The sequence below is a fragment of the Streptomyces sp. NPDC026672 genome, from assembly GCF_040638185.1.
In the GTDB taxonomy this organism is placed as follows: domain Bacteria; phylum Actinomycetota; class Actinomycetes; order Streptomycetales; family Streptomycetaceae; genus Streptomyces.
This window is the reverse complement of sequence record NZ_JBEZXS010000030.1, coordinates 1-24,387: the sequence shown is the minus strand read 5'-3', so window position 1 is coordinate 24,387 and position 24,387 is coordinate 1. Positions and strand designations below refer to the sequence as shown.

The following is a 24,387-nucleotide window of genomic DNA, read 5'->3' as shown; positions in this document are numbered from 1 at the left end:
GCGGGTCAGCCCTGCTGCTTCAGGAGCTGGTCACAGGCCTTGACAGCGTTGTCGAGGGCCGCCTTCGGGCTCTCCTTGCCCTGGAGGGCCTTGGCGACCTCGTTGCGCAGCGCGGTCTTCATCTGCTCGCTGAACAGGACGGGCGTGTAGTTGACGGCCGTCTTCAGGGACTTGGCGGCGGCGATCCGCACCCGGGTCTCGTCGGTGCCGTCCTCCTTGGTGAAGTAGGGGTCGTCGAGGGTGCCGGCGGTGCTGGGGAAGATGGCGACCTGCTTGGCGAACGCCATCTGGTTCTGCGCGTCGGTCACGTAGTGGGCGAAGGCGACGGCGGCCGGGGTGTGCTTGGTGCGGGAGTTGACCATCAGGCCCATCACGTACATGTTGGCGTGGCCGGTGCTGGTGATCTGGTCGGTGATGCCGATGTTCTTGTACAGGCCGGGCGCGTTCTTCTTGAAGTTGCCGAGGTCGAGGGCGCTGCCCGGGTTCATGGCGACGGCCCCGGTGAGGAACTTCTTGCCGGTGGACTCAGGGGTCGCGGTCAGCGCCTGCGGGTCGAGGGCCTTGGCGTCGTACAACTCCTTGTACTTGGTGAGGAGTTGTACGCCCTTCGCGTCGTTGAAGGCGAAGCCGGTGCCCTCTTTGTTCATCAGCTGGACGCCGTAGCGGCCGAAGTCCTCGACGGTGGGCACGTTGGCGAGGGTGGCGACCTCGCCGTCGCTCTTCTTCGCCATCTGGAGGGCGTCGGTGAAGAGTTCGTCGTACGTCCTCGGGGGCTGCTCGGGGTCGAGTCCGGCCGTCCTGAAGAGCGCCTTGTTGTAGAACATCGGTCCGGTGTTGAGGTACCAGGGGAAGGCGTACGTCCCTTGCAGGCCCGGTACCTGGTGGCCGGCCCAGGCGCCGTCCAGGTACTCGGAGCGGTACTCGGCGGCGGCCTTGTCCAGGTCGAGGGCGAGGCCGGCCTTGGCGAGCGGGGCGACCAGGTCGGGCGAGACGTTGACGACGTCGGGGAGGGTGCCGCCGCCCGCGTCCGCGCTGATCTTGTCGGCGTAGCCCTCGGCGGGCTGGTCGATCCACTTGACGTGGGTGCCCGGGTACTTCTTCTCGAAGCCCGAGACCAGGCCGTCGAAGTACGGCTTGAAATTGGCGCGCAGGTTCCACGTCTGGAAGGTGATGTCGCCCTCGATCTTGCCCGAGGCGTCGGTCGAGCCGCCCCCGTCGTCCCCGGAGCCGCAAGCGCTCAGCGGCAGGAGGAGGGCGGCGGCCAGGGTGGCGGCGAAGGTTCTGCGGGAGATGCGCACGACTCTGTGGCTCCTTTTGCGGGGGGACGGGCCGAACGTGCCGGGCCCAGAGATTGCCCCTGTCCCGCGGGGCCGTCAATGGATTCGGCCGAGCTAAATTCATTAGTGGCCGAACATGCAGGTCAGAGGCGTTGTTCAACAGGTATTGCCATATGCCACTAATGCGCTTTAGAGTGTCCGAACTCAAGCGCATTAGTGGATCGCCGGGAAGGAATGGGGAACAGGGGTGTCAGGCAAGCGGTCACCCGCGCGCCGGCCGACGATGAAGGACATCGCGCGGCGGGCCGGGGTCTCCGAGAGCGCGGTGTCCTTCGCGCTCAACGGCAGGCCGGGGGTCTCCGAGGTGACGCGGGACCGGGTGCGCCGGGTGGCCGAGCAACTGGGCTGGCGGCCGAGCACCGCGGCCCGCGCGCTGTCCGGGGAGGGCGCGGCCACGGTCGGCTTCGTGCTGGCCCGGCCCGCGCACACGCTGGGCGTGGACTCGTTCTTCCTTCAGCTCGTCTCGGGCATCCAGGAGGTGCTGGCGGAGCGTCATCTGGGCCTGTTGTTCCAGGTCGCCCAGCACGTGGAGGACGAGTGCGCGGTGTACCGGCGGTGGTGGGCGGAGCACCGGGTGGACGGCGTCCTGGTCGTGGACCCGCGCGCCGACGATCCGCGCCCCGACCTGCTGGACGGACTCGGGCTGCCGGCCGTGGTGATCGGCGGCGCCCCCGACGAGCGTCATCCGGGGCTGTCCACGGTGTGGGCGGACGACGCGGGCGCGATGGCCTCCGTGGTCGACGAGTTGACCGCGCTGGGCCACCGCCGGATCGTGCACGTCGCGGGCCTGCCGGGGCTCGCGCACACCCAGCGCCGTATCCGCACCCTGCGGGCGGAGGCCGAGCGGCGCGGTCTCACCGAGGTGCAGTCGGTGACGACGGACTACTCGGACAGCGAGGCCGCCGCCGTGACCCGTCGGCTGCTGAGCGGCCCGACTCCCCCGACCGCGCTGGTCTACGACAACGACGTGATGGCCGTCGCCGGTGTGGCCGCCGCGTCGGAGCTGGGCTTCTCCGTGCCGGCCGAGCTGTCGGTGGTGGCCTGGGAGGACTCGGCGCTGTGCCGGATCGTCAAGCCGTGGCTGTCGGCCCTGTCCCGGGACAGCGTGGAGTTCGGCTCGACGGCGGCACGCGAACTCCTGACCCTGCTGGACGGCGGCCCGGCCCGCACCGTACGGGTGCCGGTGCCCCGTCTGATCGAACGGGACAGTACGGGACCCGTCCGGGCGGACTGACGTCCGACCGGGCCGGCGCGGTCACCTGCCGACCCGCGGCCCGGTCACGGGGGTCAGTCCACGCTGGGCAGGATGTGGGGCTCGGCGAGGTCGTCCTCGTACCCGGCGAGCCGGATCGGGGCCGACCGGGCCCACACGTCCAGGCTGCCGAGCTGTCCGGGCCGCCGGCCCACGCGCTCCGTGCGTTCCTTGGGGCGCTGTTCGCTGTTCGTCTTCTCCGGTGTCACCGCGCACTCCTTATGTGTCGGGTCACCCTCGGGGCATACCGGACAGTCTGACGTCCGGTTCTGGAGGCCCGCTCGGGTCTTGATAGAAGGCCAGTTCGGACGCGGTGGCGCCGGTGGTTCGGTCGGAGGCACGCCGTTGTGCACCGGCGAGCCTCGGGACGGACCGTGGGTGTGGGTGGAACCCGTCTGGCTGTCCGCCATACCCAAGGTTAACCAAATGAGCGGGGTGCCGCTCGATCGGGAGTGCAAACAAGCTGTAACTTTCCCGTGTCACTCTGCGTTCCGTCAGCCCAGTTTGCTCCTGCTTGTCATCCGATGCCCTGTCTCAGGTCACCCGTTCGGCCCATGCGTCGCACACAGGGTCATGGGCGCTGCGCAGTTCAGGTGCCGTTGGCCGGGCCGTCAGCTCCCCATGATCTGGTGGGGGCAGAGAACGGCTGTCTCGCGGGAGGACTGACGCATGGAGCTGCGCAGCGTCGAGGAGCTGATGGACCTGCTGTACGCCTGCGGCCACGAGCACGCGCTGCGCACCGCCGCGCTGCTGCGCCGCACCCGCCCCGCCGACAAGGAGCTCCAGATCGCGGGGCTGGTGCACGGCATCGGGGAGCTGCTGGGCCCGGACGACGAGACCGCGCGGGCCGACCGCGCGGCCGACGCCGTGCGCACGCTGCTGGGCGAGCGTGTGCACCGTCTGGTACGGCGCCGGGGCGGCCCGGCCGACGAGGACGTGACGCGGTTGCGGCACGCGGTCGAGGAGGGCCGCTCCGCGCGGTTCGACGCGGGTGTGCTGGAGGACTGGCGCACGGTCCTGGAGCTGGTGGCGGCCCGCAACTCCCCCCTGGGGGCCGTGGACTGACACGGTGTCAGACAGGGCGGGTCACCACTTGCCCGGCGCGTAGTCCTTGAGGAACACGCCGTACAGGTCCTCGCCCTGCTCACCGCGCACGATCGGGTCGTAGACGCGGGCCGCGCCGTCGACGAGGTCGAGGGGGGCGTGGAAGCCGGCCTCGGCGAGGCGGACCTTGTCCGGGTGCGGGCGCTCGTCGGTGATCCAGCCGGTGTCGACGGCCGTCATCAGGATGCGGTCCTTCTCGAACATCTCCTCGGCGCTGGTGCGGGTGAGCATGTTCAGGGCGGCCTTGGCCATGTTGGTGTGCGGGTGGCCCGCCCCCTTGTAGCCGCGGCTGAACACGCCCTCCATGGCGGAGACGTTGACGACGTACGTCCGCCGGGCCGCCGCCGCGGCCATCGCCGGGCGCAACCTGCTGATCAGGATGAACGGTGCCGTGGAGTTGCAGAGCTGGACCTCCAGCAGCTCGACGGGCGTGACCTCGTCGACCGACTGGATCCAGCTGTTGGTGTCGTGCAGGTCGGGCACCAGGCCACCGGCGTCGATCGCCGTGCCGGCCGCGATGCGCTCCAGGGACGCCGAGCCGGAGACCAGCGCGAGGCCGGTGACGTCCTCGGCGGTCAGCGCGCCGCCGCCGGACGCGGGCAGGGCCGCGACCGCGCCCGAGCCGAAGGTGCCGATCACCTCGGCGGCGGGCAGCTCGCCCGCGGGCAGCGGGGCGGACTCGGCGGTGACCAGTTCGCTGTACGCCTGCGGGGAGCGCCGTACGGTCTGGGCCGCGTTGTTGATCAGGATGTCCAGGGGGCCCGCGGCGGCGACCGAGTCGGCGAGGGCCACGACCTGGGCGGGGTCGCGCAGGTCGATGCCGACGATCTTCAGCCGGTGGATCCAGTCGGCGCTGTCGGGCTGGGCCTTGAAGCGGCGGATCGCGTCGTTCGGGAACCGGGTGGTGATCGTGGTGTGGGCGCCGTCGCGCAGCAGCCTGAGCGCGATGTACATGCCGATCTTGGCGCGGCCGCCGGTGAGCAGGGCGCGCTTGCCGGTGAGGTCGGCGCGGGCGTCGCGGCGGGCGCGGTTCTCGGCGGCGCAGCTCGGGCAGAGCTGGTGGTAGAAGTAGTCGACCTCGACGTAGCGCGACTTGCAGACGTAGCAGGAGCGCGGGCGCCGGAGTATGCCCGCGACCGTGCCCTCGTCGGTCGCCGAGGACGGCAGGATGCCCTCGGTCTCGTCGTCGACGCGCTGGGCGGAGCCGGTCGCGGTGGCCTCGGTGACCGCCTTGTCGTGCGCGGTCTTGGCGGCGCGGCGCTCCTGGCGGCGGCGCTGCTTGACCGTGCGGTAGACGTGCGAGGTGGCCCGCCGCACCATGACCGCGTCGGGGTGGTCCACGTCCAGGGTGTCCAGCTCGGCGAGCACGGCGAGGCACACGGCGAGGCGCTCGGGGTCGATGCCGGGACCGTACGCCTCGCCGACGGCCGCCGGGCCGTCCTCTGTCACCGTCATCGCGCTGCCGTTTCCCTGATCGCTCCCGCGGGCACGCCGCTCGCACCCACCACCGACCGACGAATCTTACGAACCCGGCGCCCGCACACCAAACCGCTCGTTCCCCCGGCCCCCTGCGCCCCGGAGCCCGAAAGGGGGCCGGGACGCCGGTGGCGGGCGGACCGGGACGCAGTCCGTGAGGGCGTCAGGGATCGCAGGCTGTGATCAGGGTCTCCAGTTCGGCCGTCATCGCGGCGGCGAGGGCGTCGAGGTCCGGGATCGCGCGGGCGTCGGCGACCAGGCCGTAGTGCACACGGCCGCGGTACGTCGAGACGGCGACCGCGAGGGACTGGCCGGGGGCGAGCGGCGCGAAGGGGAAGACCTCGGTGAGCGGGTGGCCGCCGAGCCGGAGGCCGAGCCCGGGCAGGGGCACGCTGGTGACGAGGATGTCGAACCAGAGCCGGGCGGCCTGGCCCACCAGCGGTCCGCCGAGCCGGTGCCCGAGCGCGGGCACGTGGTCGGCGAGCAGGGCGACGGCGCCGGCGCCCCGGTCGGGACCGGCGTCCTTGTTGCGGCCCATCGCCGTGCGGACGACGTCGAGCCGGTGCCGTGGGTCGGGGTCGCCGACGGGAAGCCGTATCAGGTACCCGGAGAGCCGGTTGCCGGGTGGCTGGGCGGTGCGCGGCCGGCGCCGGGAGACGGGGATGAGGGCGCGCGGCGCCACTCCCTCGCTGCCGTCGCCGCGCTCGTCGAGCCAGCGGCGCAGGGCGCCCGCGACGACGGCGATCAGCACGTCGTTGACGGTGCCGCCCGCGGCCTTGCGGACGCGGTGGACGTCGTCGATGTCCAGGACCACCCCGGCGGTGCGCCGGGTGCCGCTGGGCTCGGAGGTGAGCGCCGAGGAGGAGCGCACACCGAGGGCGGACAGGGCGACGGACGCGCCGATGTCGAGCGCGCGGCCCACGTCGGAGAGCGCGCCCCGCAGCAGTCCGGGCAGTCTGCGCACGTCGGGCAGGCGCGTCCGGGGCGGCTCGACGGCTCGCGGGCCGCGCTCGGGCAGGTCGACCGGGTCGAGGACGCCGGCGGCCAGCTTGAGGGCCCGCAGCCCGTCGGCGAGGGCGTGGTGGAACTTGAACAGGACGGCGAAGGAGACCCCGTCCTCGCCGGGCAGCACGTGCGCCTCCCACGGCGGCCGGCCGCGTTCCAGGGGGCGTTCCATGAGCATTCCGGCGACGGCCTGGAAGTCGTCGGTGGGGGCGTGCAGCCGGACGTGGTCCATGGGGTCGAAGTCCGGGTCGGGCTCCCGGGTGGCGCCGCCGAAGGCGAGCGGCAGCGCGAGCGGGGAGCCGACCGGCTGCCAGACGTCGCGGATGCGCATGCGCAGTCCGGGCACGGCGGCGGCGCGGGCGGCGAGCAGGTCGGCGGCGTGGGCGCCGGCGGTGGGCGAGTGGGCGGAGAAGACGCCGAGCGCGCCGAGGTGCATCGGGTGCCGGTCGGACTCGATGTGCCAGAACGCCAGGTCGAGGGGGGCGAGCAGATCTGAAGTCACGTGCGTGCCTCGCGTCGGCGGTGGGTGGAGCAGCAGTCAACCCCCGCGGAGAGATTACGGTCAAGTACGATCAAGCTACGCACAGTTAACAAACGGTGAAACCCCACCTCCGCCGAAAGAGGTGGGGCTCAGGAAACACTTGAGGTCACGTCAGTGCAGGGGGCGCCGATCCGGGTGACGTACCCCACTCAGACGGGCGCGGGCCGACCGTGAAGGCGAGCGAGCGCAGGGAGCGCAGCGCACCGGTCGTCAGATAGGTGCGGCCGTAGGGCCGTCCGTCCACGCGCACCGACCGGACGTAGCGGTCGGTGTCCGAGGTGCCGGGCGCGGTGACGGTGAGTCCGCCGCTCGGCCAGTAGGTCCGGTCGAGGGTGAGGTCGACCCGGTCGAAGACGGGCGTGGACAGGCCCCAGGTGCCGTGTCCGGGCTGGACGGGGAAGATCCCGAGGGAGGTCAGCACGTTCCAGGCGGACATGGTGCCGAGGTCGTCGTTGCCGGTCATGCCGGTCGGCGCGTCGGTGAAGAGGGTCAGCGCCGCGTGCACCACGTCGGTGGTCTTCCAGGGCCGGCCGACCGCCAGATAGGTGTAGGGGGCGATGAGGTCGGGTTCGTTCTGCGGGTTGTAGGTGGCGGCGTCGTAGTACGCGTAGGGGTCGCCGTGCACCCACACCTCGCGGGCGGTGCGCGCGGGGTCGGCGAGCAGCCGGTCGTAGGCGAAGAACGCGTCGAGCCGGGCCTCGGTGGCGCGGGCGCCGCCGAGCAGGGCGACGAGGCCGGGCGGGTCCTGGGGCACGAGCCACTGGTACTGCCAGGCGGTGCCCTCGTGGAAGCCGACGCTGTGGGCCGGGTCGGCCGGCCCGGTGAAGGCACCGTTCCCGTCGCGGGCGCGGAAGAAGCCGGTGGCGGGGTCGAAGACGTTGCGGTAGTTGCGGGAGCGGGCCGCGTAGCGGTCGGCGTCGGCGGTGTGGCCGAGGGCGCGGGCCAGCTGCGCGAGCATCGCGTCGGACAGCGCGTACTCCAGGGTGACCGAGCCGCCCTGGTGGTGGTCCGAGTCGCCGAGCTTGGTCTGCGGGCGGCCCTTGACGTAGGGCGCGTACCCCCGGGCGACGTACTCGGCGTTGGCCTCCCGGCCCGCGGTGGGCACGTCGGCCGGCGGGACGCCGTCGGCGTTGCGGCGCAGCAGCCGGTACGCCCGCTCCTCGTACCCGTCGAGCAGGCCGCTCGCGTGGGCGGTGGTGAGGAAGGGGGTGACGGGGTCGCCGGTCATGATGTTGGTCTCGACGGTGCCGTACCCCCACTTGGGCAGCCAGCCGCCCTCCTCGCCGACCCGGATCACCGAGATCGCCATGTCGCGGGCCTCGCGGGGTGCGAGCAGGGCGAGGAGCTGGCACTGGGTGCGGTAGGTGTCCCACAGGGACCAGTTCTGGTAGTAGGTGAAGCCCTCGGCGCGGTGCACACGTCCGTCCCAGCCCCGGTAGCGGCCGTCGGCGTCGCTGCCGGTGCTGGGGGCGAGGAACGAGCGGTACAGGGACGAGTAGAAGGTGCGGCGCAGGGTGGTGGTGCCCCCGCGCACGCGGACGTCGTCGAGGCGGTCCTCCCAGGCCCGGCGGGCGGCCTCGCGGACGGTGTCGAAGGACCGGCCGCCCTCCGCGCGCAGGTTGGTGAGGGCGCCGCGGGCGTCGGTGTAGGACAGGGCGGTGGTCGCGGTGACGGTGCGGTCGCGCGTGGTGTCGAAGCGGACGTAGGCGCCGCCGGGTCCGGTGCGCGAGCCGGGGGTGACGGCCCCGCCGTCCCAGGTGCCGTACGCGGTGAAGGGCCGGTCGAAGCGGGTGACCGTGTACACGGTGTAGGGCAGGGTGTCGCGGCAGAAGCCCCGGCCGGTGATCTCGGTGCGGACGGTCCGGTCGTCGAGGATCTCGACCCGGCTGCCGACCGCCCGGTGCAGCGACTGGGCGGCGTTGAGCAGGACGTTGGCCCGGTCGGTGGCGGGGAAGGTGTAGCGCTGGACGCCGGTGCGGGCGGTGGCGGTGAGCTCGGCCGTGATGCCGGAGTCGAGGCCGACCCGGTAGTGGCCGGGGCTCGCCGTCTCGTCCTCGTGGCGGAAGCCCGCCGCGTACCGGGCGTTGTCGGTCGCGGTGACCTCGCCGGTGGTCGGCAGGACGGGCAGGTCGCCGCCGATGCGGCAGCCGACGCCCGAGAGGTGGACCAGGGAGAAGCCGCGGACGCGGGTGTGGGTGTGGTCGTAGCCGGTGCGGTGCCCGGTGTCGGGGGAGAGCTGCACCATGCCGAAGGGCACGGCCGCGCCGGGGAAGGTGTTGCCCTCGTTCCGGGTGCCGATGAACGGGTTGACCAGGTCGGTGAGGCGACCGCCGGTCGGCTCCGCGGCGTGCGCGGACGGGGCGGCGCTCAGCGCGGACGCTGTCAGCACCCCGGCCAGGCAGAGCCGCGGTCGCCGGGTCCATCTCATCTGGGGTGACCTCCGGAGCTCGACGTCAGTGTCTGCATCCTGAGGTCGCGGGGCCGCCCGGCCCGGGAACCCGGCCGGTGCGCGCGGCGCGCGTCACGCGTGGGGCGTCAGGAGACCAGCTGCCCCTTGCCGAGGGCGATCACTCCGGCGGGCGAGACGGTGTACAGCTCGGCGTCCCGTTCCGGGTTGACGCCGATGGTCGCGCCGGGCGGCACCTCGACGTTCTTGTCGAGGACGGCACCACGCACGACGGCACCCCGCCCGACGTGGACGTTGTCGTGCAGCACCGAGCCCTGGACGACGGCCCCCGGGTCGACGACGACGCCCGGGGAGAGCACGGACCGGGTGACCTGGCCGCGGATCAGACAGCCCGCGCTGATGATGGACTCGCTCGCCATGCCGCCGGCGTTGAAGCGGGCCGGCGAGAGCTGGTACGAGTGCGTGTAGATGGGCCAGCTGCGGTTGAACAGGTTGAACGCGGGACGCTCGGCGATGAGGTCCATGTGGGCGTCGTAGTAGGCGTCCAGGGTGCCCACGTCCCGCCAGTAGCCCTGGTCGCGGCTGGTCTCGCCGGGGACGTGGTTGCCGCTGAAGTCGTACAGCTGGGCCTCTCCGCGGCCGGTCAGCTGCGGCAGAATCGATCCTCCCATGTCGTGCACGGACTGTTCGTCCTCGGCGTCGCGCTGCAGGGCCTCGACGAGGACCTTGGTCGTGAAGAGGTAGTTGCCCATCGAGGCGAACACCCGGTCCGGCTCGCCCGGCAGGCCCGGCGGGTCGGCGGGCTTCTCCAGGAAGCGCTCGACGGTCTGCCCGTCCGAGCCCGGGGTGATCACCCCGAACGAGGAGGACTCCACACGCGGGACGCGGATGCCCGCGACCGTGACGCCCGCGCCGCCCTCGATGTGCTGGGCGAGCATCTGCCGCGGGTCCATGCGGTAGACGTGGTCGGCGCCGAACACCGCGACGTAGTCGGGCTGTTCGTCGTGGATCAGGTTCAGGGACTGCAGGATCGCGTCCGCGCTGCCCAGGTACCAGCGGGGGCCGAGCCGCTGCTGCGCCGGGACCGGGGTGACGTAGTTGCCCAGCAGGCTCGACATCCGCCAGGTGGTGGTGATGTGCCGGTCCAGCGAGTGCGACTTGTACTGCGTCAGCACGCAGATGCGCAGGATGTCGGCGTTGACGAGGTTGGAGAGTACGAAGTCGACGAGGCGGTACGTGCCGCCGAAGGTGACCGCGGGCTTGGCGCGGTCCGCGGTCAGCGGCATCAGCCGCTTCCCCTCGCCGCCCGCCAGCACGATCCCGAGTACCGAAGGCCCTCCACGACGCATGGCCGCTCCCCTCCTTGGATGCTCCATGGATGCCCTGCGCACCACGGGCTAAGCCTGCTTGAGAATCCCCTCGTAGAGCCGGACGGTGCGGCGGGCCACGGCGTCCCAGCCGAACTCGCCGACCGCGCGCTCCCGTCCGGCCCGGCCCATGCCGCGGGCCGTGTCCGGGTCGGCCAGGACGGTGTCGAGGGCGTGGGCGAGCGAGGTCTCGAAGTCGTCGTCCAGGGTGACCAGCAGGCCCGTCTCGCCGTCCGCGACGACCTCCGGGATGCCGCCGACCCGGGAGGCGACCACGGGCGTGCCGCAGGCCATGGCCTCCAGATTGACGATGCCCAGCGGCTCGTACACCGAGGGGCAGACGAACACGGCGGCGTGTGTGAGGAGTTGGATGACGTCTGCGCGCGGCAGCATCTGCGGGATCCAGCGCACACCCTCGCGGACCCGGCTCAGCTCCTGGAACAGGTCGCGGAACTCCCGGTCGATCTCCGGGGTGTCGGGTGCGCCCGCGCACAGCACGACCTGGGCGGCGGGGTCGATGTCCCGTACGGCGCGCAGCAGATGGGGGACGCCCTTCTGGCGGGTGATGCGGCCGACGAACAGGACGTAGGGGCGGGCCGCGTCGAGGCCCAGCCGGTCGAGGACCTCGGTGCGGGGGTCGGGCCGGTAGAGGGCGGTGTCGATGCCGTTGTGCACGACGTGCACCTTGGCCGGGTCGAGGCCCGGGTAGCAGCCGAGGATGTCGTCGCGCATGGCGCCGGACACCGCGACCACCCCGTCGGCGGCCTCGATCGCGGTGCGCTCGGACCAGCCGGACAGGGCGTATCCGCCGCCGAGCTGCTCGGCCTTCCAGGGGCGCAGCGGCTCCAGCGAGTGGGCGGTCATCACGTGCGGGACGCCGTACAGCAGCTTGGCGAGATGGCCGGCGAGGTTGGCGTACCAGGTGTGGGAGTGGACGAGTTCGCGGCCTTCGAGGGCGGCGGCGATGGACAGGTCCACGGAGAAGGTGCGCAGCGCGTCGTTGGCGGTGTCGAGCGCGGACCAGGGGCGGTGGCGTACGACACCGACGCCGCGGCCCTCGCCCCAGCAGTGCACCTCCAGGTCGACCAGCGAGCTCAACTCCCGTGCCAGGAACTCGACATGGACGCCCGCTCCGCCGTACACGTCCGGGGGGTACTCCCGGCTCAGCAGTCCCACTCGCACCCGTGACCCCCTGGTCTTTCGCGCCGGTCCCCACATGGTCACCCAGACGCGGCCCGTGGGGAAGACCGCGGCGGCCGTGTGAAGCAGCAGTCGCCGCAGACCCCGCCGCCCGGTACGCGGTAGTAGAGGCAGCAGCTGCGGCGGCGGAAGACACTCCCGGTGAAGGTTCCGGTGCCGGCCAGCAGGGGGTGGGTGAACAGGTCGGCGGTCAGGACGCGGGCGCGGCGCGCGACGTCTTCGCGGCCGTCGCCGCCCGTCCTGCGGGCGAGTTCGCCGGCCGCCGCGGCGAGCGCCGAGGCGGCGTTGCCGCGCAGCAGGCCGGGGGCGACGCCGTGGCGCTCGTGCAGCAGCCTGCCGAGGGGTTCCAGATGGGCGTGCAGGACGATGTCCGCGAGCGTGGCCGCGTCGCCCGGCAGCGGACGGACCTCGGTGAGCCACAGGTCGTCCGGGGTGGCGGCCGAGGCGTCCCAGCGCAGCAGGCGGGGGTCGAGGTCGGGGACGCCGCCGTAGATGGCGGCGCAACCGAGCGCCACCGACCAGAGCCGGGCCGCGAGCGCCTGCTGGGCCACGGAGGCGGCGACCCTCGGCTCGGTGGTGCGCAGGCGCCGCCCGACGGTCTCGACGCGGAGCGTCAGCGACGTGTCGGGGACGTCCGGCGCGGGGTGATGGCCGTAGACCTCCGCGAACGCGGGCGGCGGCATGGGCGGGAGCGCGTCCCGGGACCCGGCCGGGGCGGCGGTGGTGCGCGGGACGACGGTGGTGTGCGGGACCGGGGCGGTGTGCGGGACGGCGGTGGCGTCCGGGGCGAAGGCGGGGTTCGGGGCGAAGGTGGTCTGCGGGGCGGGGGCGGTGTGCGGGACGGGGGCTCCGCCGGTCCGCAGGACGAAGAAGCCGCCGAGCGCGCGCAGCGCGGCGAGATCGGGGTCGAGGTCCACGGAGGCGAGTAGTACCAGAGCCGCCGGCCCCTCGCGCGGCCGGGCCTCCACCCTCTGTCGCCCACCCTGGGGATGAAGGGGGGGTGGGTGTACTCCATCGGCAGTAGGACGCATTGCCTGCTCAGGTACGACGACGGGAACAGCCCGGGACGGCAGAGTGTTGCCCATGAGAGCCGACCGTTCGCCGCGCCGGGCCCAGCGCCCCCGCCTCACGCAGAGGAGCAGCTCATGAGTGCCCTCGCGTTGTCCGTGGTGCTGTCGATCGTCTCCGCCGTGGCGTACGCGGGCGGGGCGATCGTGCAGGAGCGCGTCGCGGACACGTCCTCCCCCGACGAGCAGTACGCGCCGTTGCGCCGGGGCGACTGGTGGGCGGCGCTGGCGCTCAACGGGCTCGGTGGACTGCTGCACGTGGTGGCGCTGGCGTACGGCCCGCTCAGCCTGGTGCAGCCGCTGGGCGCCCTGACCATCGTGTTCGCGCTGCCCATGGCCGCGCTGTTCGTCGGTCGCCGGGCGGGCTCGACGGCCTGGCGGGGCGCGATCATGGCGACCGTGGGGCTCGCGGGTCTGCTCTCCCTGGTCGGTGCCTCCGACAGCCACTCCCTGGACGGCACCCAGCGCGCGGCCGTGGCGCTGGTGACGGGCGGGGCGGTCGTCGCGCTGATGGTCGCGGGCCGTGCCGCGCACCGGCACCCGGCGGTGCGCAGCGTGCTGCTCGCCACGGCGTCCGGCATAGCCTTCGGCATGTCGTCGGTGTTCACCAAGACGGTCACCGTCGACTGGAGCGGCGGTGTCGCGCTCTCCGACCTGCCGTCCCTGGCCGCCATCGGCGTGTTCGCCGTCGGCGGTGTGCTGCTGTCGCAGGCGTCCTACCGCGGCGGCGGTCTGGCCGCGCCGCTGGCCACGCTGACCGTGGTGAACCCGGTGCTGGCGGCGGTCGTCGGCATCACGATGTTCGGCGAGACGTTCCGCCACGGCACCGCGGGCACGGCGCTGGCGCTGAGCTGCGGTGTGGTGGCGGCGGGCGGGCTGATCCTGCTGACGACGGAGCGGATCGAGCACACGCCCCACCTTCCCGAGACCGCCGGGCCGCTGCCCCAGGTCGGGGCAGGCGAGGCCCGGGACGGCAGCGTCCCACGGCAGCTCGTCACGGCGCGGGACGCCGAGTCGCCGGTGCGGGCGGGTGCAGAGGGGCCGGCCGCGGGGTCTGCCACAGGGGCTGCCGCGGGGCACACGAGGCCGGAGCCGGAGGGGCCGGAGCCGACAGGACCGGTGGGAGGGGTGCCGGAGCCCTATCCGCTGGCCGCCGCGGCCGCGTTCAGCCCGTTCTGCCCCGGTGTCCCCCTTCCGCTGCCGGTCGTGGACCGGCAGCGGCGGGTGCGGGTCAGATCCTGACGCCGCCGGCCCGGAGATAGGCGACCGGGTCGATGTCCGTGCCGAATCCGGGCCCCGTCCGCACCTCGAAGTGCAGATGCGGGCCCGTGACGTTGCCGGTGGAGCCCGACCGGCCGATGCGCCGGCCCTCGGTGACCGACTGCCCGGCCCGCACCGAGATCGCCGAGAGGTGGGCGTACTGGGAGTAGCGGCCGTCGGAGTGCCGGATCACCACCTGGTAGCCGAACGAGCCGCCCCAGCCCGCCTCGACGACCTGCCCGTCGGCGATCGCCCGGACGGAGGTGCCGGTGGGCACGGGGAAGTCGACGCCCGTGTGGTAGCCCTTCGACCAGTGGCCGCCCGCCTGGTGGTAGGCGGTGCCGGTGGCGGCGTCGACGGGGGCCACGCGGGAACGGCCGGGCGCGGAGGCGTGGTTGCCGTGCGAGACCGCCTTCTCGGCCTCGGTCTTCCGGGACTCCGTCCTGGGCGACTCGGCCTTCTTCGGCGCGGTCCTCTTCTGCTCGGCCTTCCGCTCCGTCCTCTTCTCGGTCTTCTTCTCGGTCTTCTTCTTCGGCTGGGCCTTGCGTTCGGGGGCCTTCTCCCGCGGCTCCGCCGTGGTCCGTCCGTCGGCGCGCAGGTCGAGCCGCTGTCCGGGCAGGATCAGGTCGGGGTCGTCGCCGATCGTGGTGCGGTTGGCGGTGTAGAGCCGGTGCCAGCCGCCGCGGACGCGGCGCTCCTCGGCGATCTGGGAGAGCGTGTCGCCGTGCACGACGGTGTACATCTCCGCCCGCCCGGCCCTCGACTGCGGTGTGGTCTGCGGCTGTACGTCCCGCACGGTCCGCCCGGCCGGCCGGGTCGTCGCGCTCTCGGTGCGCACGGCCGGTTTCCCGGTGCGCGTGTCCCCGGTGTGCGTGTCCGGGGCTGCGTCGCCGCGGGTGAGCCCGGCCCGTACCGAGCACACCGGCCAGGCGCCGGGGCCCTGTCCGTCGAGGACCTTCTCGGCGACGGCGATCTGCTCGCCCCGGGTGGCCAGATCCGCGCGCGGCGCGTACGTGGCGCCGCCGTACGCCTCCCAGGTGGAGCGGGTGAACTGGAGCCCGCCGTAGAACCCGTTGCCGGTGTTGATGCTCCAGTCGCCGCCGGACTCGCACGCGGCGACCTTGTTCCAGACGGCGGAGTCGGCGGCCTGGGCGGCTCCGGCGCCGATCAGCGGGATCGCGAGGCCCGCGCCGCCCGCCGTGACGGTGAGCGAGGCGCGGTTGATCCTGTTCGGCTGGTACCGGCGGTGCCGGCCGCGTACGGCCATGAAAGCCCCCTCGACATGCGTCAGGAGGGGCAAAAGTACGGGCTGCGAACAGGCCATGACAAGGCGGCAATCGGCCGCGTCGACGGACAAGTGATCTGGAATACACCGGCGGTTGGCATACGTCTGAGGTGATGGTGGTTGTCGATGCGTATGTGCCTGCACAGCCCTTCGCCGTCCGGGACGATCAGGACGTGCGGCCGGCTCACCGGCACGTCAGGATGGTCAGGGACGATACTGGCGGGCAGGACCGGCACCACCGTTTTTTCCAGGATCCTTAGGAGCCAACCGAATGAGCACTACAGCCCAGATCGGCGTCACGGGTCTCGCGGTCATGGGCCGCAACCTCGCCCGCAACTTCGCGCGCAACGGCTACACGGTCGCGGTGCACAACCGGACGTCGTCGCGGACGCACGCCCTGGTGGAGGAGTTCGGGAACGAGGGCAGCTTCGTCGCGGCCGAGACCGCGAAGGAGTTCGTGGCGGCGCTGGAGCGGCCTCGTCGTCTGGTCGTCATGGTGAAGGCCGGTGAGCCGACGGACGCGGTCATCCGCGAGTTCGCTCCGCTGCTGGAGCCGGGCGACATGATCATCGACGGTGGCAACGCGCACTTCGCGGACACCCGGCGCCGGGAGCGCGAGCTGCGCGAGCAGGGCATCCACTTCGTCGGCACGGGCATCTCCGGCGGTGAGGAGGGCGCGCTGCACGGGCCGAGCATCATGCCGGGCGGTTCGAAGGAGTCGTACGCCTCCCTCGGCCCGATGCTGGAGAAGATCTCCGCGAAGGCGGCGGACGGGGCGCCCTGTGTGACGCACGTGGGCGCGGACGGCGCCGGCCACTTCGTGAAGATGGTCCACAACGGCATCGAGTACGCCGACATGCAGCTCATCGGTGAGGCGTACCAGCTGCTGCGCGACGTCGCCGGGTACACCCCCGCGCAGATCGCGGACATCTTCCGCACCTGGAACACGGGCCGCCTCGACTCGTACCTCATCGAGATCACGGCCGAGGTGCTCTCCCACGTGGACGCGGCCACCGGGAAGCCGTTCGTGGACGTGGTCGTGGACCAGGCGGAGCAGAAGGGCACCGGACGCTGGACGGTGCAGATCGCGCTGGACCTGGGCGTGCCGGTGTCGGGCATCGCGGAGGCGGTGTTCGCGCGCTCGCTGTCCGGGCACGCGGCGCTGCGGGACGCGTCCCGCGGGCTCGCGGGACCGAAGCCGTCCCCGCTGCCGGAGGCGGAGGCCGCGGCCTTCGCGGACCGGGTGGAGCAGGCGCTGTACGCGTCGAAGATCGTGTCGTACACGCAGGGCTTCCACGAGATCGCGGCGGCGCGCGACGAGTACGGCTGGGACATCGACCTGGGTGCCGTCTCCTCCATCTGGCGGGGCGGCTGCATCATCCGCGCGGCGTTCCTGGACCGCATCCGGGAGGCGTACGACGCCCGTGCCGACCTGCCGAGCCTGCTGTCCGACGACACGTTCGCGCAGGAGATCGCGGCGGCGCAGGACGACTGGCGCGAGGTGGTCGTCGCGGCGACCCGGCAGGGCGTGGCCGTGCCCGGTTTCTCGGCGGCGCTGGCCTACTACGACGCGCTGCGTGCCGAGCGGCTGCCCGCGGCGCTCACGCAGGGGCAGCGGGACTTCTTCGGTGCGCACACCTACCGGCGGGTGGACCAGGAGGGGTCGTTCCACACGCTGTGGGGCGGGGACCGCGCGGAAGTGACCGCGTGAGGTCCTGACCCCCTGGGTCGAGTCCTGACCCCCTGGGTCGATCGCCTGTTCGAAGCTCATCGGGGCGCCTCGGGCGTCTCAGGGCTCGGGGGCCCGGGTGGTGAGGCGGGTGCGGGGAACTCGTGGCTGGTCGCGCGGTTCCCCGCGCCCCTTCGGGGGTGGTGGTTCCCGGGTCAGGTGAGGGGTGGCCCCGGTTCGGGGGTGGGGGTGGGTTCCGGACCCGGGGGAATGGGCTCAGGGGTCGGGGGGATCGGGCCCGGTGTCGGGTTCGGTGGGGGCGTGGGGTTCGGTGGAGGTGTGGGGCTGGGAGGTTCCGGGGTGGGGACCGGGCTGGGGTAGGGGTCCGGGGTCGGTGTGGGGCCGGGGCCCGGGACGGGGGGAGGCGTGGTCATGATGACCTCCGCGATCGATGATCGATGGTCGTCGCCCGGCAGTCGGGCGGCCGGGCGGTCCGGTGGCCGGCCGGGGCCGGTGCTCCTACTCCCCCGCCTACCCGTCACCGGCGCGGCGACTCACCCGGCGGGGCCCATGTGCTGTGCGCCGTCACCCGCGCGGCGGCGGCGAGCCCCGGGCGCGGGCTGGACAGCACCGGGACCGGGGCCGTCGTCAGGGACTCGGCGGGTGTCATCGACGCCTGGGCGAGGACGACCACGTCGACGTCGGTGAGGGCGTCCACCGCCGTGGCGATCCGCCGGGCGCAGCCCTCGGTGTCACCGGCCCGCCAGCGCTCCCAGGCCCCCTCGACCAGCAGTGTGCGGACCGTGACGGCGCGGCCGGCGCGGCGGGCCTCCTCCTCGACCAGGGCCGTCGTCGGCGCGAGCGTGCTCTCCACGGTGGCGACGACCGCGACCCGCGCTCCCGCGGCCACGGCCGCCGCCGCCATCGGACGGTCGACGCGCAGCACCGGCACCGGCGCCGTGGCCCCGGCCGACTCGGCGACCGCCCCGAGGGTGGAGCAGGTGCACAGCACGGCCCGCGCCCCGTCGGCCGCGGCCCGGTCCAGGAGCGCCCGGACCTCACCGGCCACCGCCTCCGGCCCGTCGCGGCGGGCCCGTTCCAGGAGGGGTTCCTCGACGAAGTGCCGCAGTTCCAGCCCGGGGTGGTCGCTGTCGCGCAGGGCGTCGAAGACGGGTACGTGCGCCGGTGAGGTGTGCAGGAGGGCGAGCACGGGGTGCCTCAGAACCGTCCCGGGTGCTCGGCGAGCCACCGCTTCGCCGCGTCGAGCAGCTCGGGGGCGGCGGCCGGGGCCTCCTCGGGGTGGCGGGCGGCCCATTTCACGACGTACGGGCAGAGCGGCGCCACCGGCACTCCCTCGCGGGCGGCGACGGTGTACAGCTCGCGGGCGAGGGAGCCCGCGATGCCCTGTCCCTCGTGGGCCGGTTCGACGATCGTGTGGACCGGGACGAGTGCCCGTCCGGGGGTCTCCAGGACGAAGTACTCGATGTGGCCGACGACTTCACCGTCGGCGACGGCCTCCAGGCGGCCGGCCGCCCGGTCGTCACGGATGTCGATGTCGCTCATGGGCACGCACTCTCCTGGTCGTCCGTGGTTCGGTCAGGCCCGCACGGCCTGCGGGCTGCGCTCCTGCGCCGAGCCCGGCACCGGTTCGGACGGGTCGGCGCCGAGGGCCACGATCCGGTTGTCGTGGCCGACGTGCACGACCCTCGGCTCCAGCGCCCGCGCCTCGGCGTCGGTCATCTGAGCGTAACTGATGATGATCACGAGGTCGCCGGGGTGGACGAGATGGGCGGCGGCCCCGTTGATCCCGACGACCCCGGAGCCCCGCTCCCCCTCGATGACGTACGTCTCCAACCGGGCGCCGTTGGTGATGTCGACGATGTGCACCAGTTCCCCGGGCAGCAGGTCGGCGGCGTCGAGCAGGTCGGCGTCGATGGTCACCGATCCCACGTAGTGCAGGTCGGCCTGGGTGACGGTGGCGCGATGGATCTTCGACTTGAACATGGTGCGCAGCATCGATGTACTCCTACACGTAGGCTCCCTGCCCACGTTCTCGCAGGTCAAGGGCTGTTCCCACACCTTACAACGAGTCGCATGTTCGGGCAGCTGTCCCCAGGTTTCTCAGGACTCATACTGACCACTGGCTGACTTTTCTGACGCCTCGTCAGGCGAACGTAGGAGGGCACCACCGCCCGCCCGGGCCCCATCAAGACAACAGCCCAAGCCTACGCAGCACCCTCCGAAGGGCGCCCGTGATCACGGTCACTCGGGCGTCCCCCGGGCGGCAGTCAGGAGCGAAGGCGGTCGACCGACAGTCGGGCCACGCGCCGCAACGGGCGAGCTGGTCCATGAATCCCAGTGGCCGAAGCAGCGCGGCTGCACAGCACCGAATCGCCGGTTGGCCAAACCGGCGATTCTCATGGCCCGCTACCCCTCTCTGCGCCTGGCCGTCGAACCTGACCAGCTTCACCCACTGCCCAGCTTCATCTCGAACGGGCACACGCGCCTCCCCGTGGTCCTCGGTCCCGCCGCCTGACCCCGCTCGGTCGTAACCGGCTAGCACAGTCCCCGCTTCGTCACCTCACCCGGTGACGGGCGACGAGGCGGGCCCGAAACTCCACCGTGGAGGGCAGGGCGCCCCTCTCCCCCGGGGGACGCCACACCCCTCCGCGTCGGCCTCAGCTCCCGCCCGGCCGCGTGTCGAAGGTCTCCTCGTGACTCCACTCAGCCTCAGCCCACGGCTCGGCCACCGCACCCTTCCCATGTCGCCGGCTCCCCGGGAAGCTGGGCGGTCCCCACTCTGGCCGACGACCATCCAGGCCAGGAGGCGCAGGACCGTGCGCATCCGGTCCATCGTCATGAGCCGGATCGCCGACGGCACGTACACCGTCGGCGACAGGTTTCCCCTCCAGAAACAGCTCGCCGAGGAATTCGGCGTCGCCGAGAGCATTGTGCGTGTGGCCCTCCAACCGCTCAACGACAACAAGGCCATTGTCCGTGTCGGGGCCCCATGGCAGGGATTCCGCGTCGACCCATCAGCCGTCAGCCGCCTGGACCTGCACGGTGATCCGTGACGTCAGATCCGCTCGCGGTGTGCGCCCGCCCTACTCGACAACAACAGTTACCCGGTGCCAGGCACTCCCGGAGACCCAGTCCTGCCCATCCTGGAGGAGATCCCCGATGTGCCCCATCGGACGCACCGCTCATACATCGGACCGGATGGCGTGTGCTGGGTGGGACGACCGACCGGGCGATACAACCGTCAACCGTCCCTCCCTCGTTCTCTTCTCACTACCATTAAGAACGGAACGCAAAAAGCAAGGGGAGGTTCCGTGGCCCGGAGCGATGGATTCAAGATCAACAGGTTGATCTTCCGGCAGGAGACCCGATGACCGTACCCACGCCGCCTGAGCTGCACGGCCAGCCGGTGACGGTCGGGGGGCGCACATTCACTGCGCAGGACATCGAGGAAGACCACGCATGCAGGTCCCAATATCTTCGGCACCTGACCGGCGTGCTGTCCAAGCCCACGACAGCTGCACCGGCCGCGCCCATTCCCCTCGTGATTGTCCAGTTCTGGGACGACTCCGCGCGCATCCCCACCGACGTCCAAGAGTGCATGACGAGTTGGGTGGTGCTGGAAGACCAGGGCTTTCGGCGAGAGGTCTACGACGACAACTCGGCGCGCACGCTCATCAACTTCCTGCGTTCTCGTCCCACCATGCGGCCACGGCGATCGAGCGCATATACGTGATCAACCTCGATCGCGCCCAGGAGCGGTGGACCATGGTCAACCGTGAACTCGGTCGGCTCCGGGATGCGGCAGGCCACCCGCTTCACACCCTTGCCAGACGCTTCCCGGCGGTCGACGCCCGTTACCTGCAGGACTCGCCTCCGGCAGAATTCCTCGAACCCACCTACACACTGGCCGAGCAACTTCTGGTCGACCCGCATCCTCACCTCGACATCGACGGCTCCGCACGCGCCACGCGCATCGACATGACGCCGCAAGAGATCGCAGTGGCCCTCTCACACATCCACGTCTGGCACCTCGTTGCCGCCAGCGATGCTCCCTACACCCTGATAGTCGAAGACGACGCGTACGTCACACGGACATGTATGTCCGTGCTCGAACACGTCTGGAGCGACGTACAGGCAAGCTCCGATGCTGGCCACCCCGTCGATTTCCTGTACCTCTCCTACCAAGAGACCGGTGATGAAGTAGATCCACGACGCCACACACGGCCTCTACTGCGGCGCCCTACTAAGGGAGTGTGGCAGCTTTCCGGCTACGTGCTCTCCCAAGCCGGAGCACGCAAGCTCATTGACCAACTGCCGGCCCACGGCCCCATCGACCTGTGGATCAACCAGCAGTTCGGCCACCTCAACGTACAGATGACACACCGCCCCGTTATTGAGCAGCGACCAGGCATCGCTTCCAGTAACTCCTACTCCGTCATGCCGGTCCTGGCGAAAGTGGGCGCCATCCGGCGCGAAGCGCCCCGATCCCTCCAGCACCGTCCGAGACGAGAACCGATCTTGATCGTCGGCGAGCCCGGAACCGGTCTGTCCACTCTTGCCAAGGCACTCTCCGTCCTCGGATTCCGATGTGTCAGCGATCTGACCACTTTGCCCGCCCAAGAAATCCAAGCGCTCGTCTGCGGTAACCGACGCCGCGTATTCGACGCGTATGTCAATATCGGCTCCCTGACTCCCCATGAGGTCGCACGCATCGTCTCCACGAATCGGGTGCGCCTCATCATGACGACCATGTCCACGACGACGGCGAAACCACCGTCCTCTTTCCAGGAAGCATGGGATCAACAACGACCCGAACGGCGACTCATTCTCCCGGCTGACGATCCCGACCCCTGGCAGACACTCGCCCGATTCCTCGAATGCGACTACCCAACCCACCCCTGGCCACGCCAGCCCGAGCAGGGCCAGCGGCATGTCGCACCCCGGTCGCACAGTGACGTGAGCGTTTCCAGACGCCCTCTGGCCTGGGACACCAGCCCCTGGATCGTTCAACACGCAGGGTGGTCCGGCATCATGCCGAAAATGTCAACCCCCCAGGACAACGCTCTTCAGGTCAGCCAGAATGCGGCCACATGGCACGAAGGCATCCAGCTTGAGGACACCCACTGGTACCTCCGGGAGGACACCTTTCCCAGCAACAGAGCCCTCTTCCGGCCCGGCAATGCGACCCTGCCGCCGCGCGGACCCGCCAGGCTCACGCTCCGAGAAGAGGTGAGTAAAGTCCGCGACCTCACCGGGGCCGCCATAGCCAGCCGCTCATCTTTCACCTACGGCACCTTCGGTGCTCGTCTACGTGTCCCCTCTGGATCAGGCCTGGCGACGGGATTGTTTCTTCACCGGAACGGTCCCCGCCAGGAGATCGACATCGAGATCCTTGGCCAGGACACGACTCGCATGCTCGTCAACGTCTTCTACAATCCAGGCGTCCCCGGCACGAAGCTGGAGTACGGCTATCGGGGTACACCTACGGTCATCGATCTCGGCTTCGATGCGTCGAAGGAATTCCACCACTACGAGATCGACTGGCAGCCCGACTACATCCGGTGGCGGGTGGACGGGGCAAGTGTGTACGAGCGGGTGTTGTGGGACCCGACGCCGGTTCCCGATCAGCCTCTGGAGTTCAACGTAAACCTGTGGAGCAGCGAGTCCACCGAGTTCGCCGGCCCCCTCGACAGTACGGCCCTCCCAGCTGTGCTGGAGATCAATTCACTCGAAGCCCGCGGTCTGCCCCAGGTATGACAGGGCAAGCTGGCTCCCCACAAGAAGTAGATCAGAGCCCATACCACCAGATACAAAGCCACTCGGGTTTGCGCCAGACAGATCAGAAGGGGGGATCTTCGCTCCAAACGGTGGTCGAAGGCTGTGGTGGACGGGGCGTGTCCTGATGCAGGACAGCCACGGCATCTTCGGTGCGGCCCAGGTCCATGAGATACCCGGCCAGGTCGTGGCCGTTTGCGGGGGCGTGGGAGCGGAGGACGGCGACGGCTTCCTCGGCGCGTCCGGTGTTGGCGAGCAGCTCGGCAATGTGTGGTGCCGCGTACGACGTGCCTCCCTCGGGGTGAGTCCGGGCCCGCTCGATCGCTTCGTCAACCCGGTCGCAGGCAGCCATCAGCGAAAGTCGTATCCAGAAAAGGTCCCAGTCCTCCTCGCCCCCGCGGGCGGCAGCGAGGGCGTCGAGGTGCGCCAAGCCGTCCTCGGGGCGGCCCCGTTCGGTGTAAAGGGTGCAGAGCACGTGGAGGATCCAGTCCTCCGCCCCACCAGGACGGTCGGACAAGGCTCGCATTACCTCGATCGCCTCATCCCCGCGGCCGTGCCGCGCCAGGAGATGCGCGAGGTGCACCGTCGTGTTGCCCCGGCGAAGGGATGAGTCGCCGGCCTGCCGGTACACGGCGATCGCGCCCTCCACGTCACCGCGTTCCTCCAGCAGCTCCGCGAGGCGCTGCGCGGCGTACCCCAGTCTCTCGGTTACTGCGTAGGCGCGCAGTTCCCCGGTCCGGCCGTGCCGGGCCAGCAGATCGGCCAATTGGTCCCGGCCGTTGACCGAGGTGCTGTCCCGGGTGCGGAGCAGGGTGATGGCTTCGTCGATGCGGCCCTGGCGTTCGCGGATCGTGGCGAGCAAGCCGATCGCCATGTCGGGATCGAGGCCGCGGCAGCACCATGGAGTGTCGCAACGGTGCTGGTCCGGGATCCGGGCGAGGAGCAACTCGGCGGCCTCCTCTTCACGGTCGGCGCCCTCCGCGACGTCGACCAGGGCCACAGCCAGGAACCAGCCATCGATATGCGGCTTCAGCAGGGTGAACGCCTCGTCGCTCCGGTCATGCCGGGCCAGCAGCCTCGCAAAAAACTCCAGTGCCAGCGGATGCCCGACCTCCATTCGTGATCGGGTCAGCACGATCGCCTCGTCCGCCCGCCCCCAGCTCTCCAGCAGTTCGGCCGCGGTCCTGGTGGCCGTCCACCAGCCCGTAGCGAGATACGGGGCGAGTATCTCCAGCGCCTCGGCCCCGCGGCCCTCTTCACCCAGCAGCCACGCCCGCTCCCGCGCGCAGAACCACTCCCCATGGCCAGCCCAAAGCTCCACCTCGTCGGCATGGCCGAGTTCAAGAAGCCGGGAGACCGAATGCGGCGGGATGCAGCCAGACTGCGTCCGAGCCCGATAGTCAAGATCAGCAGCGTCCACAGCGACGTACCGTAGCCCGCCCCTGACACGACCTCCAGCTCCGAATATCCCGCACTTACTGAGCTTGAACTCGGGTTGTCGTAGGTGCTGACAGAGCTTGATCCTCGCGGTACGTCGTCTTCATGAGGTACGCGCAGGGCGGTGGCCTGAGCGATGAGCGCAGGCAGTTCCGCGAAGGCATCCGGATGAGGGCCGCCGAGC

General features: G+C 71.3%; 20 protein-coding genes. 7 read left to right on the top strand and 13 right to left on the bottom strand.

The genetic code is table 11. From position 1 onward, the window contains the following. Positions 1–5 precede the first annotated feature (5 nt). On the bottom strand, positions 6–1,298 hold the full coding sequence (locus AB0F77_RS29600) for an extracellular solute-binding protein (RefSeq protein WP_361954737.1): 1,293 nt from the start codon (positions 1,296–1,298) through the stop codon (positions 6–8). A gap of 262 nt (positions 1,299–1,560) precedes the next feature. Between AB0F77_RS29600 and AB0F77_RS29595 the strand changes: the two genes are divergently transcribed. Continuing rightward, positions 1,561–2,571 (top strand): LacI family DNA-binding transcriptional regulator, encoded by a 1,011-nt coding sequence (locus tag AB0F77_RS29595; protein ID WP_361954813.1) that lies wholly within the window; start codon positions 1,561–1,563, stop codon positions 2,569–2,571. 53 nt (positions 2,572–2,624) lie between these two features. Here the strand turns inward: AB0F77_RS29595 and AB0F77_RS29590 are convergent, their stop codons facing one another. Further along, positions 2,625–2,798: a hypothetical protein gene (locus AB0F77_RS29590; protein WP_361954736.1), complete on the bottom strand. Its 174-nt coding sequence runs from the start codon at positions 2,796–2,798 to the stop codon at positions 2,625–2,627. A 460-nt stretch (positions 2,799–3,258) separates the two neighbouring features. On the opposite strand from AB0F77_RS29590, the gene AB0F77_RS29585 reads away from it, so the two are divergent. Next, positions 3,259–3,654, top strand: coding sequence for a hypothetical protein (locus AB0F77_RS29585; RefSeq protein WP_361954735.1), 396 nt, complete (start codon positions 3,259–3,261; stop codon positions 3,652–3,654). Positions 3,655–3,675: 21 nt separating this feature from the next. Here the strand turns inward: AB0F77_RS29585 and AB0F77_RS29580 are convergent, their stop codons facing one another. From AB0F77_RS29580 to AB0F77_RS29555, 6 genes are all read right to left on the bottom strand, one after another. Continuing rightward, the gene (locus AB0F77_RS29580; protein ID WP_361954734.1) at positions 3,676–5,148 is read right to left on the bottom strand and encodes an SDR family NAD(P)-dependent oxidoreductase; all 1,473 of its coding nucleotides are present in this window, start codon (positions 5,146–5,148) and stop codon (positions 3,676–3,678) included. Positions 5,149–5,332: 184 nt separating this feature from the next. Continuing rightward, entirely contained in the window at positions 5,333–6,676 is a 1,344-nt protein-coding gene (locus AB0F77_RS29575; protein ID WP_361954733.1) for a wax ester/triacylglycerol synthase family O-acyltransferase, read from the bottom strand. Positions 6,677–6,821: 145 nt separating this feature from the next. After that, positions 6,822–9,143: a GH92 family glycosyl hydrolase gene (locus AB0F77_RS29570; protein ID WP_361954732.1), complete on the bottom strand. Its 2,322-nt coding sequence runs from the start codon at positions 9,141–9,143 to the stop codon at positions 6,822–6,824. A gap of 107 nt (positions 9,144–9,250) precedes the next feature. Further along, a complete protein-coding gene (gene glgC, locus AB0F77_RS29565; protein WP_361954731.1) occupies positions 9,251–10,471 on the bottom strand; it encodes a glucose-1-phosphate adenylyltransferase in 1,221 nt (406 codons plus the stop codon). 48 nt (positions 10,472–10,519) lie between these two features. Next, on the bottom strand, positions 10,520–11,671 hold the full coding sequence (gene glgA, locus AB0F77_RS29560; RefSeq protein ID WP_361954730.1) for a glycogen synthase: 1,152 nt from the start codon (positions 11,669–11,671) through the stop codon (positions 10,520–10,522). 38 nt (positions 11,672–11,709) lie between these two features. Then, positions 11,710–12,606, bottom strand: a complete 897-nt coding sequence (locus AB0F77_RS29555) for a (2Fe-2S)-binding protein (protein ID WP_361954729.1) — start codon at positions 12,604–12,606, stop codon at positions 11,710–11,712. A 228-nt stretch (positions 12,607–12,834) separates the two neighbouring features. Between AB0F77_RS29555 and AB0F77_RS29550 the strand changes: the two genes are divergently transcribed. Then, entirely contained in the window at positions 12,835–13,998 is a 1,164-nt protein-coding gene (locus AB0F77_RS29550) for a DMT family transporter (RefSeq protein WP_361954728.1), read from the top strand. Here the strand turns inward: AB0F77_RS29550 and AB0F77_RS29545 are convergent. Next, on the bottom strand, positions 13,988–15,283 hold the full coding sequence (locus AB0F77_RS29545; protein WP_361954727.1) for a transglycosylase family protein: 1,296 nt from the start codon (positions 15,281–15,283) through the stop codon (positions 13,988–13,990). The genes AB0F77_RS29550 and AB0F77_RS29545 overlap by 11 nt on opposite strands. A gap of 289 nt (positions 15,284–15,572) precedes the next feature. Between AB0F77_RS29545 and gndA the strand changes: the two genes are divergently transcribed. Continuing rightward, positions 15,573–17,012 (top strand): NADP-dependent phosphogluconate dehydrogenase, encoded by a 1,440-nt coding sequence (gene gndA, locus AB0F77_RS29540; protein ID WP_361954726.1) that lies wholly within the window; start codon positions 15,573–15,575, stop codon positions 17,010–17,012. A gap of 496 nt (positions 17,013–17,508) precedes the next feature. Here the strand turns inward: gndA and AB0F77_RS29535 are convergent, their stop codons facing one another. The 3 genes from AB0F77_RS29535 to panD are packed head-to-tail and all read right to left on the bottom strand — an operon-like array spanning position 17,509 to position 18,986. Next, entirely contained in the window at positions 17,509–18,180 is a 672-nt protein-coding gene (locus AB0F77_RS29535) for an aspartate/glutamate racemase family protein (protein WP_361954725.1), read from the bottom strand. A gap of 8 nt (positions 18,181–18,188) precedes the next feature. Then, complete coding sequence (locus tag AB0F77_RS29530) at positions 18,189–18,533, bottom strand: GNAT family N-acetyltransferase (protein WP_361954724.1); 345 nt, start codon at positions 18,531–18,533, stop codon at positions 18,189–18,191. 33 nt (positions 18,534–18,566) lie between these two features. Beyond that, the gene (gene panD, locus AB0F77_RS29525; RefSeq protein ID WP_361954723.1) at positions 18,567–18,986 is read right to left on the bottom strand and encodes an aspartate 1-decarboxylase; all 420 of its coding nucleotides are present in this window, start codon (positions 18,984–18,986) and stop codon (positions 18,567–18,569) included. An 821-nt stretch (positions 18,987–19,807) separates the two neighbouring features. Here panD and AB0F77_RS29520 point away from each other — a divergent pair. From AB0F77_RS29520 to AB0F77_RS29510, 3 genes are all read left to right on the top strand, one after another. Then, entirely contained in the window at positions 19,808–20,044 is a 237-nt protein-coding gene (locus AB0F77_RS29520; protein ID WP_361954722.1) for a GntR family transcriptional regulator, read from the top strand. Between the two features lie 314 nt (positions 20,045–20,358). Further along, complete coding sequence (locus AB0F77_RS29515) at positions 20,359–20,724, top strand: hypothetical protein (RefSeq protein WP_361954721.1); 366 nt, start codon at positions 20,359–20,361, stop codon at positions 20,722–20,724. Next, a complete protein-coding gene (locus AB0F77_RS29510) occupies positions 20,721–22,748 on the top strand; it encodes a family 16 glycosylhydrolase (RefSeq protein WP_361954720.1) in 2,028 nt (675 codons plus the stop codon). Before AB0F77_RS29515 ends, AB0F77_RS29510 begins: the two co-directional genes overlap by 4 nt. Positions 22,749–22,830: 82 nt before the next feature. Here the strand turns inward: AB0F77_RS29510 and AB0F77_RS29505 are convergent, their stop codons facing one another. Further along, complete coding sequence (locus tag AB0F77_RS29505; RefSeq protein WP_361954719.1) at positions 22,831–24,186, bottom strand: tetratricopeptide repeat protein; 1,356 nt, start codon at positions 24,184–24,186, stop codon at positions 22,831–22,833. Positions 24,187–24,387: the final 201 nt, after the last annotated feature.